We start from the raw sequence: 15,774 nt of genomic DNA on the forward strand, positions 1-15,774 counted from the left end.
CCCACATGGCACCTCTCGTCCTGATCACCGGCGCCTCCAGCGGTTTGGGGCAAGCCTTGGCCCTGCACTACGCCCGTCAGGGCTGGCAGCTGGCCCTGGTTGCTCGCCGCGGGGATAGCATCAAATCATGGCTTAGCCCTTATGGAATAAGCGCAGATAGATATCAAATATATAGTACCGATGTAACAGATACCCAGGCGATGCAGCACATGGCACAAGCGTGCATGGCGCGCCAGGGTGTGCCTGATGTGGTGATTGCCAATGCAGGCATCAGCATCGGTGTTGATTCGTCACGCCCCGAAGACCTGGAGGTCATGGCGCGCATTCTGGCCACCAACGTGATGGGAACAGCCGCCACCCTCGGGCCGTTCATCCCCGCCATGGTGGCGCGCGGTTCAGGCACCTTGGTGGGCATTGGCAGTGTGGCTGGCATCCGGGGCCTGCCCGGCCACGGGGGTTACTGCGCGAGCAAAGCGGCGGTCATCAGTTATTGCGAAAGCCTGCGCGGTGAGTTGCGCAACACAGGCGTCAAGGTCGTGACCCTGTGCCCGGGCTACGTCGCCACACCACTGACACAAAACAACGGCTACACCATGCCCTTTTTGATGCAAGCAGAGGCTTTTGCAGACAAAGCGTTCAAAGCCATCCAGGCGGGTTGCAGCTACCGGGTGATCCCGTGGCAAATGGGTGTGGTGGCGAAGGTGCTGCGCCTGCTACCCAACGCCTTGTTTGACAAGGCTTTCGCCGGGCGCCCGCGCAAACCACGCAGCAACAACGACAACTGAATTTAGCCGCCAAAACAAAAAGGGTCCCGAGGGACCCTTTTTTGTCAGACCGAAGTCTGAGTCAAGCAGTATGTGCTTAGTAGCTGCTACGGCCACCGCCGTAACCGCCGCCACCACCGCCGCCGTAACCACCACCGCCGCCGCCAGAGCGACCGCCACCACCGTAGCCGCCACCGCCGCCGCCACCACCGAAGCCGCCGCCACCAGAGCGGGGAGCACGGGGTTCCATCGGACGGGCTTCATTGACCACGAGGCCACGACCACCGAACTGTTGGCCGTTCATGGCGTTGATGGCTGTTTGTGCTTCAGCATCGCTGCCCATTTCAACGAAACCGAAACCTTTGGAGCGGCCGGTGTCACGTTCCATCATGACTTTGGCGCTGGTAACGGAACCGTGTTGGGAGAATGCCTGTTGCAGGTCATCGTCACGGAAGGAATATGGCAGATTGCCGACGTAAAGTTTGTTGCCCATGAAAGGACTCCTCAAAATAACTCAAAACGCGATGGAGTCCATGACCGCTGCAACCAAACCTCTGGAGACTTAGAGAAGACGCGTAACTGGCATTCACCGCAAACCCATACCACTCCATGTAGGAGCAATATGGCGACGATGATACGTCAAGTTCCCGTTTTTCAAACTATTTTTTCATCCCTGTTGAAAATGGCATGAATCTGTCGTCCAGATACCACTGTCCTAGGGTTCACCCGGCTTGCGCACGCCGCTCCTGGCGCACCGGCACACGCAGGTCATCCAGGTAGTCCTGGGCGATGTTGACACCCGAGCGCACACCCAGGTCACCGACGTGCTGGGCCAGCCATTGGCGGGCGTGGCTTTGTCCCAGATCGTGCAGAGCGTTGATCAGCGGCGCATCGGTTGCCAGCTTGGTGGCTGCGCCAAGCTGCTCCAACACCTCACCACCGTCAATGCGGTGCAGCAACACATCCTTGTAATGGTCAGGGTTGAGTTTGCCTTCCTTGAGCAGGCGCTTGACAAAGTCGATTGCGCGCATTTCAGCCATCAGCGCGGCGTTGAAAGTGATTTCGTTGAGCCGATCCATGATGTCCACCGCGCTGGTGGGCAATTTGTCGCGCCGGATCGGATTGATCTGCACCAGCACAATGTCGCGGCTGGCGCATTGGTAGATCAGGGGGTGAATCGCCGGGTTGCCAACGTAGCCACCGTCCCAGTAAAACTCGCCGTCAATCTCCACCGCCTGAAACATCATGGGCAGACAGGCCGAGGCCATCACCGCGCTGGCGGTGAGGCGTTCACCCGAAAACACCTCGGCCTTCCCTGTGCTCACCTTGGTGGCCACCACAAACACCTTGAGATCCTTGAACGCGGCCAGTCGTTCAAAATCAATCTGACGCTCGACAAAATCCTTCAGCGGATTGATGTCTAGCGGATTGCTCTGATAAGGCGACATTGACCCCGACCAGGCGCGCGCCATCGCGTCAGCCCATTGTCCGGTGGGAGAGCTGTCCAGCCCTGTCAAACCGAACATCAAGTCAAACGGCGCACGCTGCGCCTGGCTGAGGGCGCCCATGGCCACGATGCCGTTCCAGAAATTGGCCAGCGACTCGCGCGCGGCTTCACGCGCCGTCACACGGGATCGCCCTTGAGCCTGCGCCAGGCCGTGCGCCAGGGCCACAGCGTTCATGGCGCCAGCGCTGGTGCCGCTGATGCCTTCGATGTCGATGCGCGGGTCTTGCAACAGCACATCCAGCACCCCCCAGGTGAAGGCACCGTGTGAGCCGCCGCCTTGCAGACCCAGGTTGATGCGGTGTGTGTGTGCCCCAACTGCGGGCGGGTGATCAGGATGCGTGTACATGGCTTGAGCTTAGCAGCACCCCAACGCTCCCCTGCCAGACAGCTTGGCGAGCCCACCGACAACACGTCAAAACGCTATCAAATGCAAAGCTAATATCCCTTTATTGATAAGGGCCTGAAGGGTATTTTTCACATAGTAGGCCTGCGATTACTTTCGCAATCCAGGCAGCGGTGCTAAAGTTGTAACAGACGAGTAGGGTTGACAAAACCGGCAGGTGAGGGCACATGAAAGACTTGCAACAACTGGTCAAAGGGGGCGCAGCGCTGATGGCAGTTTTGCTGTGTTCCTGCCAGCCCCTTTCTGATGGGGTGGCCCGCAATGTCGGAGCATTTGCTTTGGCCATGCGGCCGATTGAAAGCCGCTGATGCGCCACTTCCTGCACCACCTGCTGCTGGGCAGTTTGCGCCGTCAACTGGTGAGCGGCACGGTGCTGTGCGTCGCCCTGACGCTGTCAGCCTTGGTCTGGGATCTGACACGCCGCCAGCAGGAAGCACTGCTTGCCGTTCAGCCCAGCCAGACTGCGGCTTTGGCTGATGCGGCCTTGCAGGCGCACCTGGCGCAGCTGACTCGTGATGGTGTGATTTATGTGCTGTTGGGCACCGTGCTGGCCGCTTTTTTTTCAGTGGCTGCCAGCGGGCTGCTGGCGCGTCGGCGGGCAGCCACCACTGGGCTTGTCCCTGTGGTCGAGCCTGCCGTGCAGCACGCCGAGGAAAACAGCGAGGCTTTTAAAAGTCTGATTCTGGATTCGGTGGCGGCCGGGGTGGCGGTGATTGATCACCATGGCAGCATCCTGGCGGTGAATGAACAATGGCGGCGTTTTGCGCCGGACCACAGGCCTGCGTCCGACCAAGCTGGGCCACACACCACCATCGGCGCCAACTATCTGCAAGCCTGTGGCGTCACCTACACCAGCGACAACCCGACTTTGGGGCAGGTGCGCGAGGGTGTTGAGGCCGTGCTGGCTGGCCGATCAACCCACTTCTGTCTGGACTACCCCACCGATTCGCCCGACCAGCAGCGCTGGTTCTGCATGGTGGTGCGGCCTTTGCACCTGCATACCCACGGTGGGGCGGTGATCACCTGCACCGATATCAGCGCCACCAAGCTGACCGAACGCCGGGAGCAGTTTCGCGGCCATATCCTGGAGCTGATGACCGGAGATGCCAGGCTGCCAGATGTGTTGCGCGCGATGGTGCTGGGCGTGGAGCAGCTGCACCCCGCCATGCTGTGCAGCATTGTTCTGCTCGACATCCAGGGACGGCATTTGGAGTGCTCTATCGCACCGAGCCTGCCCGATTTCTACAACCAGGCCCTGGTGGGCCTGGTCATTGGTGTTGGCCAAGGCTCGTGTGGCACGGCCGCTGCCACCGGTCAACGTGTCATTGTGGAGGACATCGCCACCCACCCCTACTGGGCCAACTACAAGGCACTGGCTTTGCAAGCGGGACTGCGTGCCTGCTGGTCGCAGCCGGTGCGGTCCTCCAGCGGGCGGGTGCTGGGCACCTTCGCCATTTACCACCGCCAGGTCAATTCGCCAGCGCCCCATGACATTGCCCTGATCGAGCAGTCTGCCCACCTGGTCAGCATTGCGCTGGATCAAAAGGCCACCCAGGACGCTTTGCGGGCCAGCGAAGACATGTTCCGCACCTTGTTCGAAACCCTGCCCACCGGCGTTTTGTACCAGAACCTCGACGGCGTCATCACCTCGGCCAACCCGGCGGCGCAGCGGCTGCTGGGCCTGACGCTGGACCAGTTGCAAGGCACCACCTGCACCGACCCGCGCTGGCGCGCCATCCACGAAGACGGCAGTGATTTCCCCGGTGAACAACACCCCATATCTAGGGCGCTCAGGACCGGCCAACCGGTACGCAACGTGATCATGGGTATTGCCGTGCCTGAACGCGATTACGTCTGGCTGCTGGTCAGTGCCATGCCCTTGTTCAAAGACGGCAAGCTGGCCCAAGCCTATGTGGTGTTTGAGGATGTGACCGACCGCCATGAGATGGAGCAGCAGGTCAGACACATGGCTTTTTACGACGCACTGACACAGCTGCCCAACCGGCGACTGCTGACCGACCGGCTGGCCCAAGCCATCACCGCAAGCCGACGCAGCGGCTGTTATGGCGCCATGATGTACATCGACCTGGACAACTTCAAACCGATCAATGACCGGCATGGCCACGAGTTGGGTGACATGTTGTTGAGTGAGCTGGCGCGGCGCCTGAAAGCCTGCGTGCGCGAGGTCGACACCGTGGCACGCATCGGAGGTGACGAGTTTGTGGTCATGCTGACCGACTTGGCGGTGGATGCTGGTGCCTCCACAGCGCAAGCCCAGGTCGTTGCGGGCAAGATACTGACAAGCTTGGCCGAGCCTTATGTGCTGATCTTCTGCGACACCGGTGATCAGACCTGCGATGTGGGACACCGCTGCACGGCCAGCATCGGTGTCACCCTGTTCTCACACCGCGACACCAGCCAGGCGCAGATATTGCATCGGGCAGATGTCGCGATGTACCAGGCCAAGGGCGAAGGTCGCAACCGGGTGCGGTTTTTTGAGGCGCCTTGACGCAGGATTTGAAAGCGCGGCCCGCTGCGACGCTCAAGCCAGCCTGAGTGCCAGGTAGATCTTGACACCATCGCGCAGCACCAGCAGTGCCACCGACTTGCCAGCCTGCTGCACCGCCGTGTCGACCTGGGCCAACGTGCTCACGGTCTGGCCATTGATCGCCAGCAGCAGATCACCGGGTTGAACACCTGCCCGGTCAGCCGCAGCGGCCACACCCTCAATCAGCAAGCCCGCATCGCTGGTGGGGCCGGGTTTGTCAGCTACTTTCGGCTGACGCAACAGCAGACCGAGCCGGTCCACCGGTCTGGATGCGACGGTGGCAGTGGCTACCGGCTGGGTCACCGGCACGGTCGCATCACCCAGCTGGACCTGCATCGTGCGCGTGGCGCCCTTGCGCCACACGTTCAGTTCCAAACGGTCACCTGGCTGCGCCAAACTCACGCTGGCAGAGAGGTCGCCCGAAAACTCGATCACCTTGCCGTTGACCGCCAGCACAACATCGCTGTCCTGCAGACCCGCCCGTTCGGCCGCGCTGCCTTTTTCCACATTGAGCACCAGCGCTCCGGCCGGTTTGCCCAGTTTGAAAGCTTCCGCCAGTGTTTGGTTGACATCCTGCACCTCCACCCCCAGCTTGGCGTGGCGTACCTTGCCGGTACTCAGGATCTGCTGTTGGATACGCTGCGCTACCGCCATCGGAATGGCAAAGGACAAACCCTGGTAACCCCCCGTTTTGGTGAAGATTTGCGAGTTGATGCCAATGACTTCGCCCCGCATATTGATCAGCGGCCCACCCGAATTGCCCGGATTGACGGCCGCATCCGTCTGGATGAACGAGACCGAACCGTCCCCCGGCAAAGAGCGCCGGGTGGCGCTGATGACACCCGCCGTGACCGTGCTTTCGAACCCGAAGGGAGAGCCGATGGCCAGCACCCATTCACCGACCTGCGGCGGGGTTGATGCCGTGGTGGGGGCAACCTTCAAATCACGTGCCTCAATTTTCAGCACGGCGATGTCGGTGCGCTTGTCCGTGCCCAGAACCTTGGCCATGAATTCTCTGCGGTCGGTCAGTTTGACCACCACCTCTTCCGCATCACTCACCACATGGGCGTTGGTCAGAATCACACCCTCCGAGCTGACGATGAAACCGGAACCCTCTCCGCGCACAGGAATGTTCAACTGCGACGGCAAACCACCAAAACGCTTCTGAAACCCGCGCAGAAAGTCACTCACCGCGTCATCCTCCTGGGATCTTTCCGCCTCATTGCCTGGGTCCTGTGCGGCGTCGCCCGCCGTCGACACCTTGCGTGTGCCCCGCACACTGATGTTCACCACGGTCGGCGCAAACTGCGCCACGATGCTGGTCATGTCAGGCAGTGCCGTGGCGCGTGGTCCGGCCTGGGCAGCGCTGGGCAAGCTCTGGGCGGGGCTGTTCTGGGCGACAGCCAGACAACTCAAGCCCGCCAAAACGAGACTCGCCATCACCCGCGATGGGCGCAGTTGGAGAAAACGCAGGAATTTCAAAGTGGATCCATTCAAAGTGAAGTACAGACAAGACAGGGCGCCAAAACAAGCCGCACCCAAAGCCCGTGATGTTCCGCCATGACCCACGGTGTGTCATGTCGCTGCGGTGAAGCCAACGTAAAGTTGGCGCTTTTAACGGGACATTCAGCCCGCCAGGCGGGTCAAAAAGACACAACACATCGGTGGCTGCGCGATAACCCTACAATGCGCGCTGTCATTGGGGAGTAGCCGCCCTTCTTCATTGAGAGGGGCTTGCGTCAACAGACTTGTCTGGCCGGTTTCGGCCAACATGGCGCAAGCAGAGTCCTGCAACAGGATTTTGGCGAGACCTTTGGCTGCGCACCTCCGTTTTTGGCCGGGGATGCTGCGCAGTCATTGGTTTTGTTTGTCCGGCCGGAGACCCTCATGGAAGCTTTTCTTGTATCCACCGGCATCGTTGCCCTTGCCGAGATGGGTGACAAAACCCAACTGTTGGCACTCATTCTGGCGGCGCGTTTTCGCCAGCCCTGGCCGATTGTCCTGGGTATTTTTGTCGCCACCCTGGCCAACCACGCGCTGGCCGGGGCCGCCGGAGCCTGGGTCACCACGGTGCTCGGGCCGGACATGCTGCGCTGGGTGCTGGGTGGCTCGTTCATCGCGATGGCTGCCTGGATGCTGATCCCCGACAAGATCGATGACAGCGACGCCCCCGCCAAACCACGTTTTGGTGTGTTTGGCACCACGGTGGTGGCATTTTTTCTGGCCGAGATGGGCGACAAGACCCAGATCGCCACGGTGATGCTGGCCGCGCAGTACCAAGCCTACTACTGGGTGATTGCCGGTACCACGGTGGGCATGATGCTGGCCAATGCGCCGGTGGTCTGGCTCGGTGAACGCATGACACGCCTGGTGCCACTGCGTGTGGTGCATGTGGTCTCGGCGCTGATTTTTGCGGGCTTGGGTTTGTGGGCGCTGCTGGGGTGATGTTGGCGCGCTGAACCGACGAGCCAGTGAGGGTGCGGGTCGAACCGGTCCGCCCGACCACTTATACGTCAAAAGTGCCTCTAGCCCTTATGAAACAAGGGCAAACAGCTATCAAATCAAAATCACCTGAGGTTTTGCAGCCAGCCCAGCCCGGCTTCAGTCTGGGTCAGAGGATGGTACTCACAGCCGATCCAGCCGCTGTAGCCAATGTGGTCCAGGTGCTTGAACAGGTAGGGGAAATTGATCTCGCCGGTGCCGGGTTCGTGGCGGCCCGGGTTGTCGGCCAGCTGCATGTGGCCGATGCGCGCCAGGTGCCGTTGTAGTGTGGCCGCCAGCTCACCTTCCATGCGTTGGGCATGGTAGATGTCGTACTGGACAAACGCGTTGTCAGCACCCAGCTCATCCAAAAGCGCCACGGCTTGTGCCGTGTGGTTAACCACAAACCCAGGCATGTCAAAGGTGTTGATCGGCTCCAGCAGCATGCGCAGGCCAGCCGCTTTGAACTCGCCCGCGCAGTAACGCAGGTTCTCCACCAAAGTCTGATGGACCAGCGCTTCATTCACACCAGCAGGCGCTTTGCCCGCCAGGCAGTTGAGTTGTGACACACCCAGCGCCTGGGCGTAACGGATACCGGTGGCCACACTGGCGCGAAACGCCTCGCAGCGGCCCGGGTGGCAGGCCAGGCCCCGGTCACCCGCGTCCCAGTCACCCGCAGGCAGGTTGTGCAACACCAGCTGCAGGCCAAAGGCATCCAGCCGCGTCTTGATCTCGGCGGCAGGCCAAGCATACGGAAACAAAAACTCCACCGCGGTGAACCCGGCACACGCCGCCCACTCGAAGCGATCCAGAAACGGCACCTCGGTGAACAGGAACGTCAGGTTGGCAGCAAATCGGGGCATGGTGCGTCTGGAGGGGCTACTGGGGCGCCAGCTGCGACGGTTTGGCAAAGGCCTCAAACCACTCGTGGTGCTCTTGCGGCCGGTGAAAGTGGTAGCCCTGAAACCGGTTGCAGCCGCGACTTTTCAAGAACTCAAACTGCGCGGCGGTCTCCACGCCCTCGGCCACCACACTCAGATGCAGGTGTTGCGCCATCGCCAGCATGGTCTCGACCAGCGCCACATCGTTGGGGTCTTCTGGCAGGTCCTGGACAAAACTCTTGTCGATCTTGAGCTCGTACAGCGGCAAGCGCTTGAGGTAGGACAACGACGAATATCCGGTGCCAAAGTCGTCGATCGAGAAACGGATGCCCAGGGCCGCGAGTTCGGCCATGCGGCCCATGGTCTCGGTCATGTGCTCCACCAGCAAACCCTCGGTGATCTCCAGCGTCAGGTGAGTCGGGTCGGCCCCGGTTTGTTTGAGAATGTCACGAATGCGGGTCACAAAGTTCGGCTGGGCAAACTGCAGCGGGCTCACGTTGACGGCGATGTGCAGGCTGTGGCCAGCCGCCTCGAGCCGGGCCAGCACCTGGCAGCTCTGCTGCAGCACCCAATCGCCCAAGGGCAGGATCAGGCGCGACTCCTCGGCCAGCGGGATGAAGGTGGCCGGTGCCACCAGGCCACGTGTCGGGTGGCGCCAGCGCACCAGCGCCTCGGCACCAATGACCACACCGTCGGCATTCACCTGCGACTGCAGATGTAACTCAAAGGCCTGCTGCGCCACCGCCTCACGCAGTTCCTGCTCCAAGGCGTAACGCTGGGTCACGGTTTGCTGCATGTCGACCTGGAAGAACGAGATCTGGTTGCGGCCACGCTCTTTGGAGCGGTACATGGCGATGTCGGCCTCGCGCATCAGGTCGTCGACCGACTCGTTGTGTTTGGGAAACAGCGTCACCCCCATGCTGGCGGCGGTGTGGTAGCTGGTGCCGTTGATCAGGATTGGCCCCTCCAGCGCCAGCCGGATCTTGTCGGCCACTGCGCGCGCCAAGGTCGCTGCACCGTCGGACTCGGCCGCCAGCGCGGGCAGCAGCACCACAAACTCGTCACCGCCCAGACGCGCCACCGTGTCCTCCTGGCGCAAGTAGAACTGCAAGCGGCCAGCCACTTCCTCCAGCACCGCATCCCCCAGCGCGTGGCCATACACGTCATTTAGGCGCTTGAAATGGTCCAGGTCCACAAACATCAGCGCACCCACACGCTGGTTGCGCCGTGCCGCCGCCACCGCCTGCGTCAGCCGGTCCTGGAACAGCGCCCGGTTGGGCAGGCCGGTGAGGGCGTCGTGGTAGGCCAGATGCGCCACCTGGGCCTCGGCTTGCTTGATCTGGCTGATGTCCAGGCAATGCCCGATGTAGCCCAGAAACCGACCCTGGCTGTCATAACGTGGGCTGCCCTGGTCCATGATCCAGCGGTACTCGCCACTGGCATGGCGCAGGCGGTACTCCATGGCAAAAGGCTCGCGCGCCTCAAAAGCCGCCACATAGGTGGTGAAGCAGTGCTCCAGATCGTCCGGGTGCACTCCCTCGGCCCAGCCGTCACCCTGTTCTTGTGCCAGTGTGCGGCCGGTAAAGGCCAGCCAGACGTTGTTGAAATAATTGCATTTTTTGTCGAGCCCGGCGGTCCAGACCAGCGCCTGTCCGGTGTTGGCCAGGGTGCGGTAATGGTGCTCGCTGTCGGCCAGCGCGCGGCGCATGCGGTACTGCTCGGTCACGTCTTGGAATACCAGCACCACCCCCTCGATCACGCCCCGGGCGTTGCGGATCGGTGCGGCCGAGTCGGCCACATCACGCCGGGTGCCGTCGCGCGCAATCAGCACCGTGTGGTTGGCCAGACCCAGCACCGTGCCCTCGGTCAGCACCCGTTTGACCGGAATATCGGCGGGCAAGCCGGTGATCTCGCTCTCGATCACAAACACGTCCGAGATCGGCAGCCCGCGCGCTTCTGCCAGCGCCCAGCCGGTGAAGCGTTCAGCGGCCGGGTTCATCAGGGTGATGCGGGCGCGGGCATCGGTGGCGATCAGGCCGTCACCAATCGAATGCAGGGTGATGCTCATGCGCTCCTCGCTGGTGATCAGCGCTTTCTGGGCGTCTTCGATGGCTTGCGCCATGTCGTTGAAGTCACGCGCTAATGCGGCAATTTCGAGTGGCCCCTGCACCGCAGCGCGGCTGCTCAGCTGCCCTTGTTTGAGGCAACCTGCCGCGTCTGCCAGTGCTTGCAAAGGCAGGGCGACAAAACGGCGCAGCAACAAACCCACGGCCAGCAGCACCAGCAGGGCCAGCACCAGCCAGGGCAGACGCGACAACAAGGTCTCGTAGCGGGCCTGCTGCCAGGCCAGGTCCAGGTCCATCTCCAAAAACACCGAGCCCCAGCGCGAGCTGCGCACCTCGTTGCTGGCGGCGGGCAACTCAAAGGGCTGCAGCACAACCAGGCGCAGCCCATCGGCATCGGTGCGCACCTGGGGCAGCCGCCCGGCAATCACCTGCAGGCGCCAGCCATCGTCAAAGTCGGGCAACAGGCTTTTGGCGACACTGCCAACCCAGCCTTTGCGCTGGGCCATGAGCACCCGGCCCTGCTCGTCGAGGATCAGCACCGCCAGCACCCGCGGGTCGGTGCTGGTCTGCGCCAGATCGGAGGCCACCAGCGCGGTGCTGGATTGCAACCCCTGCTCGGCCATACGCGCCAGATGGGAGACATGGTCCAGCGCATCCTGGCGTGCCATCTGGGTCAGGTTGGTCAGACGTGTGCTCAGGCTGTGCCAGGTGGCAAAGCTGCTGAAAATCAACAACAAACTGGCCAGTGCCAGCGGCAAGGCCCATTTCAGACTCCAGGGGAAACGCATCTCAAGCTCTCCAATCAGGCGCAGGCAAAAACCGACCATCCATCACACCGTCGAGCAGCGGCACCTGCTTGAGCAGCCCGGAGCGTTGCATCAGGGTCGCCACCGACTGCGCCATCGGTCGCAGGCCAGGTGCCGCCGCATCCAGCAGCCGTCGGTTATTTTCCAGGCTCATCAGGTGCACCCCTTTGAGCGCTGCCGTGAACTCCAGCGCGCTGATGCCCAGCGCAGGGGCCATCAAGGCGGCAGACTGCGCGGCCGAGTGCTGCAACACACCAAGCGCCTGGAAATAACCGACCAGCAGTTGTTTGAACACCTCGGGCGAGGCGGTCAGCGCACTGGCACGCACCGCCATCACATCCATGATCACACCCGGAAAACGCCGACTGTCAATCAGACGGTGGGCGCCCTGGCGGGCCAGCTGGGTGGCATAGGGCTCAAAACACACCACCGCGTCGACCGCACCGCTGGCATAAGCGTCCAGCTGCGCAGCGCCAGCCAGTGGCAGCTTGATGACATCGTCGGGGCGCAAACCGGCCGCATCCAGCGTGCGCGACAACAACAGCGCGCCGGTGGCGGTTTCTTCCACCGCCACCCGCTGCCCGCGCAGCTGCTCCAGCCGGGTGATGCCCGGGCGGACCATCACCACATCGGCCCCGGCCGACTCGTCAAACACCATGATCACCCGCAGGTCAAGCTGGCCTTCACGCGCCACCAGCCACTCGTCCAGCGTGAGGGTGGCCGCCTCGACCTGGTCAGAGGCCAGCGCCAGCAGGCTGTCGGAGGCGGTGGTCAGCTCCAGCAAACGCAGGCTGGGGTTGTTGAAGTAACCCAGCTCGCGTGCCAGCAACAAGCCGGTGTAACCCACCCAAGGGTTGGTCGCCACCCGCACCAGTGGTTCAGCGCGCTGGCAGGCACCCAAACCCACCAGCGACAGCCCGAGCGCGCTGGCCAAAAGCTGGCGGCGGTCCGGGTGCAAAACAGGCATGGCGCTCCTAACGGTGGGGTGCTGGGTGGGTGAAGCTTTTGGGCTGTGAACCATGCTACCTCAGGCACTGGGACGTTCTGGCGCAACACACCAGCAAAGTGTGTGAAAAAAATACAAATAAAGGAGCTGTCAGCCCTTTTAAATAAAGGGCTAGAAGCCTATTTGACATCAAATGCCGAAAACACAGGCCAGGCCAGGCCAGGCCAGGCCAGGCCAGGCTGGCCGGACGGTCTGGTTATACTGTTGTTGCGCCGATTTGCCAGAATTGCGGGCGCTTAACAAATACCGCTAAAGATGTCAGCCAACCCGGTTTTGCCTTTAGCGATACCGGGTTTTTCATTCATGCAACTGATCGCTACCCCCCAGTCGATGTCATTTGCGGCCGCCTTGCCCCTGCAAAGCGGCGCCAGTCTGCACAACTACGCGCTGAGTTACGAGACCTACGGCAGCTTGAACGCGGACAAGTCCAACGCGGTGCTGGTCTGTCATGCGCTCAACGCCTCGCACCATGTGGCTGGGGTCTACGCAGGCCAGGCCAAGTCCGAGGGTTGGTGGGACAACATGATCGGCCCGGGCAAACCTCTGGACACCAACAAGTTTTTTGTCATCGGCGTCAACAACCTGGGCTCGTGTTTTGGCTCGACCGGGCCGATGCACACCAACCCCGACACCGGCCAGGTGTATGGCGCTGACTTTCCGGTGGTCACCGTCGAAGACTGGGTCAACGCCCAGGCCCGGCTGCTCGACGCCCTGGGCATCCAGACCCTGGCTGCGGTGATGGGTGGCAGCCTGGGCGGCATGCAAACCCTGAGCTGGACACTGCAGTACCCCGACCGGGTGCGCCACGCCCTGGTGATTGCCAGCGCGCCGAACCTGACGGCGGAGAACATCGCCTTCAACGAGGTAGCGCGGCGCGCCATCGTGACCGACCCTGACTTCCATGGCGGGCATTTTTACCAGTACGGCACCGTGCCCAAACGCGGCCTGCGTATTGCCCGCATGATCGGCCACATAACCTACCTGAGTGACGATGTGATGAACGAGAAGTTTGGCCGCCAGTTGCGCGACGCAGTGCTGGCGCAGGCGCAGGACACCGGCGCCGATCTGGATGCCCGCGACTACAAATACAGCACCCAAGACGTCGAGTTCCAGATCGAGAGTTACCTGCGTTACCAGGGCGACAAGTTTGCCGAATACTTCGACGCCAACACCTACCTCCTGATCACCCGAGCGCTGGACTACTTTGACCCGGCACGCGCCTACGGTGGTGACCTGAGCCTGGCGCTCGGACGCGCCAAAGCCAAGTTCCTGCTGGTGAGTTTCACCACCGACTGGCGGTTTTCACCCAAACGCAGCCGCGAGATCGTCAAGGCGCTGCTCGACAACCAGCGTGACGTGAGCTACGCCGAAATCAGCGCGCGCCATGGTCATGATGCCTTTTTGCTCGATGACCCTCGCTACATGGGCGTTGTGCGCTCTTATTTTGAAAGCATGGAGGTGGCAGCATGAGTCTCAGTGCCATTGGACAGGCCTTGGCCGAACTGGTGCCTGCGGGCTCGCGCGTGCTCGACTTGGGTTGTGGCGACGGCGCCCTGCTGGCGCATTTACAGGCCACCCGTGGCTGCACCGGCTACGGCGTTGAGATTGACGACGCCAATGTGCTGGCCTGTGTGCAACGCGGTGTCAACGTCATCCAGCTCAATCTGGACGAAGGTCTGTCGATGTTTGAGGACGCTTCGTTTGACGTGGTGCTGCAGATCGACACCCTGCAAAACCTGCGCAACGCCGAGGTGATGCTGCGCGAGACGGTGCGTGTCGGGCAGCTCGGCATCGTCGCTTTCCCCAACTTTGCGCATTGGCCCAACCGCCTGAGTGTGCTGCGCGGGCGCATGCCGGTGACACGGCGCCTGCCCTACCAGTGGTACAACACCCCCAACATCCGCGTCGGCACCCATGCTGATCTGGGCATCCTGGCGCAAGCCTGCGGCCTCAAGGTGATTGACAGCTTTGGCATCCAGGAAGGTGAGGTGCTGCGTTTTGCTCCCAACCTGCTGGCAGGTACCTCGGTCTACAAACTCACGCGATAAACCTCTGTGCCAGTTGGTGGCCTGGCGCACTGGCGCAAGCGACCATCTTGGCTCAAAATGGCTTGACCAAGGCAACCCGGTCTTTTGTTTGGCGGGTTGTTCCAACTTTTATCTTGCTGGACCATTTGCCATGCCACACACCCACGCCACCCTGTTCAACCCCGTGCACGCAGGCGACCTGCACCTGGCCAACCGCATCGTCATGGCGCCGCTCACCCGCAACCGCGCACCGGACGCCATCCCGACCCCACTGATGGCCGAGTACTACGCCCAGCGCGCCAGCGCCGGGCTGATCATCACCGAGGCCACCGCGATCAGCCACCAAGGCCAGGGTTATGCCGACGTGCCCGGCCTGTACGGCAGCGAGCAGATCGACGGCTGGAAACAGGTCACCAAACGTGTCCACGCTGCGGGCGGCAAGATCGTAGTGCAGCTCTGGCATGTCGGGCGCATTTCACACACCAGCCTGCAGCCCAACGGCGCGGCGCCGGTGGCCCCGTCAGCCATCCGTGCCAATAGCAAGACGGTGCTGATCAAGGACGGTGTGCCGACCTTTGTCGACACCTCTGAACCACGTGCGTTGCAAGCCTACGAGTTGCCCGACATCGTGCACACCTACGCCGCCGCCGCCCGCAACGCGGTCGAGACCGCTGGTTTTGACGGGGTGGAAATCCACGCCGCCAATGGTTACCTGCTCGACCAGTTTTTGAAAAGCGGCTCCAACATCCGCCGTGACGACTTTGGCGGCAGCATCGAAAACCGCGCCCGGCTGCTGCTCGAAGTGGTGCGCGCCGTCACCGGGGCCATTGGCGCCGGTCGCGTGGGCATCCGCCTGTCACCGGTGACACCAGCCAACGATGCGTTTGACCCTGACCCGCAGCCGCTGTTTGACTACCTGGTGCGTGAACTGGCGGGCTTCGGGCTGGCCTATGTGCACATCATCGAAGGCGCCACCGGTGGCCCACGCGAGTTATCCGACCGCCCGTTTGACTACACGGGCCTGCGCCGCGCCTACCGCGCGGCAGGTGGCAAAGGTGCCTGGATGGTCAACAACGGCCTGGACAAGGCGCTGGCCGAACAAGCGGTGCGTGAAGGCGCCGACCTGATTGCCTTTGGCCGCGCCTACATTGCCAACCCCGACTTGGTGGAGCGCCTGCGCCACGGCAGCGCGCTTAATGAAGGTGACCGCAACACCTACTACGGTGGTGGTGCCAAGGGTTACACCGACTACCCCACACTCGAGCAACGCTGAGCGCAGCGGCGA

The 15,774-nt window shown here is 62.2% G+C and carries 12 protein-coding genes and 1 riboswitch; of the genes, 6 read left to right on the plus strand and 6 right to left on the minus strand.

Translation table 11 applies throughout. The annotated features are described in order from the left end of the window. The first annotated feature begins 5 nt into the window (after positions 1-5). Positions 6-785, plus strand: a complete 780-nt coding sequence (locus tag FDG13_RS02990) for an SDR family oxidoreductase (RefSeq protein WP_180125295.1) — start codon at positions 6-8, stop codon at positions 783-785. 76 nt (positions 786-861) lie between these two features. On the opposite strand, the gene FDG13_RS02995 is transcribed toward FDG13_RS02990, so the two are convergent. Continuing rightward, a complete protein-coding gene (locus FDG13_RS02995) occupies positions 862-1,257 on the minus strand; it encodes an RNA-binding protein (protein WP_180125296.1) in 396 nt (131 codons plus the stop codon). 229 nt (positions 1,258-1,486) lie between these two features. After that, entirely contained in the window at positions 1,487-2,617 is a 1,131-nt protein-coding gene (locus tag FDG13_RS03000) for a patatin-like phospholipase family protein (protein WP_180125297.1), read from the minus strand. A 364-nt stretch (positions 2,618-2,981) separates the two neighbouring features. Between FDG13_RS03000 and FDG13_RS03005 the strand changes: the two genes are divergently transcribed. Further along, the gene (locus FDG13_RS03005; protein ID WP_180125298.1) at positions 2,982-5,183 is read left to right on the plus strand and encodes a diguanylate cyclase domain-containing protein; all 2,202 of its coding nucleotides are present in this window, start codon (positions 2,982-2,984) and stop codon (positions 5,181-5,183) included. A 33-nt stretch (positions 5,184-5,216) separates the two neighbouring features. On the opposite strand, the gene FDG13_RS03010 is transcribed toward FDG13_RS03005, so the two are convergent. Further along, entirely contained in the window at positions 5,217-6,704 is a 1,488-nt protein-coding gene (locus tag FDG13_RS03010; protein ID WP_255435040.1) for a Do family serine endopeptidase, read from the minus strand. 207 nt (positions 6,705-6,911) lie between these two features. Next, positions 6,912-7,108: riboswitch (yybP-ykoY riboswitch) on the plus strand. Between the two features lies 1 nt (position 7,109). On the opposite strand from FDG13_RS03010, the gene FDG13_RS03015 reads away from it, so the two are divergent. Then, the gene (locus FDG13_RS03015) at positions 7,110-7,667 is read left to right on the plus strand and encodes a TMEM165/GDT1 family protein (RefSeq protein ID WP_180125299.1); all 558 of its coding nucleotides are present in this window, start codon (positions 7,110-7,112) and stop codon (positions 7,665-7,667) included. Positions 7,668-7,789: 122 nt separating this feature from the next. On the opposite strand, the gene hyi is transcribed toward FDG13_RS03015, so the two are convergent. The 3 genes from hyi to FDG13_RS03030 are packed head-to-tail and all read right to left on the minus strand — an operon-like array spanning position 7,790 to position 12,423. Continuing rightward, a complete protein-coding gene (hyi, locus tag FDG13_RS03020) occupies positions 7,790-8,566 on the minus strand; it encodes a hydroxypyruvate isomerase (RefSeq protein WP_180125300.1) in 777 nt (258 codons plus the stop codon). A 16-nt stretch (positions 8,567-8,582) separates the two neighbouring features. Continuing rightward, positions 8,583-11,438 (minus strand): EAL domain-containing protein, encoded by a 2,856-nt coding sequence (locus tag FDG13_RS03025; protein WP_180125301.1) that lies wholly within the window; start codon positions 11,436-11,438, stop codon positions 8,583-8,585. A gap of 1 nt (position 11,439) precedes the next feature. After that, positions 11,440-12,423 (minus strand): ABC transporter substrate-binding protein, encoded by a 984-nt coding sequence (locus tag FDG13_RS03030; protein ID WP_180125302.1) that lies wholly within the window; start codon positions 12,421-12,423, stop codon positions 11,440-11,442. A gap of 342 nt (positions 12,424-12,765) precedes the next feature. On the opposite strand from FDG13_RS03030, the gene FDG13_RS03035 reads away from it, so the two are divergent. The 3 genes from FDG13_RS03035 (at position 12,766) to FDG13_RS03045 (ending at position 15,762) form a co-directional block, all read left to right on the plus strand. Beyond that, a complete protein-coding gene (locus FDG13_RS03035; protein WP_180125303.1) occupies positions 12,766-13,932 on the plus strand; it encodes a homoserine O-acetyltransferase in 1,167 nt (388 codons plus the stop codon). After that, complete coding sequence (gene metW, locus FDG13_RS03040; protein WP_180125304.1) at positions 13,929-14,510, plus strand: methionine biosynthesis protein MetW; 582 nt, start codon at positions 13,929-13,931, stop codon at positions 14,508-14,510. The genes FDG13_RS03035 and metW overlap by 4 nt, the downstream gene beginning before the upstream one ends. Before the next feature lie 130 nt (positions 14,511-14,640). Then, positions 14,641-15,762, plus strand: a complete 1,122-nt coding sequence (locus FDG13_RS03045) for an alkene reductase (protein ID WP_180125305.1) — start codon at positions 14,641-14,643, stop codon at positions 15,760-15,762. The last annotated feature ends 12 nt before the right edge of the window (positions 15,763-15,774 follow it).

This window comes from Rhodoferax sp. BLA1, assembly GCF_013416775.1.
In the GTDB taxonomy this organism is placed as follows: Bacteria; Pseudomonadota; Gammaproteobacteria; order Burkholderiales; family Burkholderiaceae_C; genus Rhodoferax.

Coding starts and splice junctions, on each gene's coding strand:
- hyi (WP_180125300.1), bottom strand. CDS start 8,566: ATGCCCCGATTTGCTGCCAACCTGACGTTCCTGTTCACCGAGGTGCCG.
- FDG13_RS03025 (WP_180125301.1), bottom strand. CDS start 11,438: ATGCGTTTCCCCTGGAGTCTGAAATGGGCCTTGCCGCTGGCACTGGCC.
- FDG13_RS03015 (WP_180125299.1), top strand. CDS start 7,110: ATGGAAGCTTTTCTTGTATCCACCGGCATCGTTGCCCTTGCCGAGATG.
- FDG13_RS02990 (WP_180125295.1), top strand. CDS start 6: ATGGCACCTCTCGTCCTGATCACCGGCGCCTCCAGCGGTTTGGGGCAA.
- metW (WP_180125304.1), top strand. CDS start 13,929: ATGAGTCTCAGTGCCATTGGACAGGCCTTGGCCGAACTGGTGCCTGCG.
- FDG13_RS02995 (WP_180125296.1), bottom strand. CDS start 1,257: ATGGGCAACAAACTTTACGTCGGCAATCTGCCATATTCCTTCCGTGAC.
- FDG13_RS03005 (WP_180125298.1), top strand. CDS start 2,982: ATGCGCCACTTCCTGCACCACCTGCTGCTGGGCAGTTTGCGCCGTCAA.
- FDG13_RS03045 (WP_180125305.1), top strand. CDS start 14,641: ATGCCACACACCCACGCCACCCTGTTCAACCCCGTGCACGCAGGCGAC.
- FDG13_RS03030 (WP_180125302.1), bottom strand. CDS start 12,423: ATGCCTGTTTTGCACCCGGACCGCCGCCAGCTTTTGGCCAGCGCGCTC.
- FDG13_RS03035 (WP_180125303.1), top strand. CDS start 12,766: ATGCAACTGATCGCTACCCCCCAGTCGATGTCATTTGCGGCCGCCTTG.
- FDG13_RS03000 (WP_180125297.1), bottom strand. CDS start 2,617: ATGTACACGCATCCTGATCACCCGCCCGCAGTTGGGGCACACACACAC.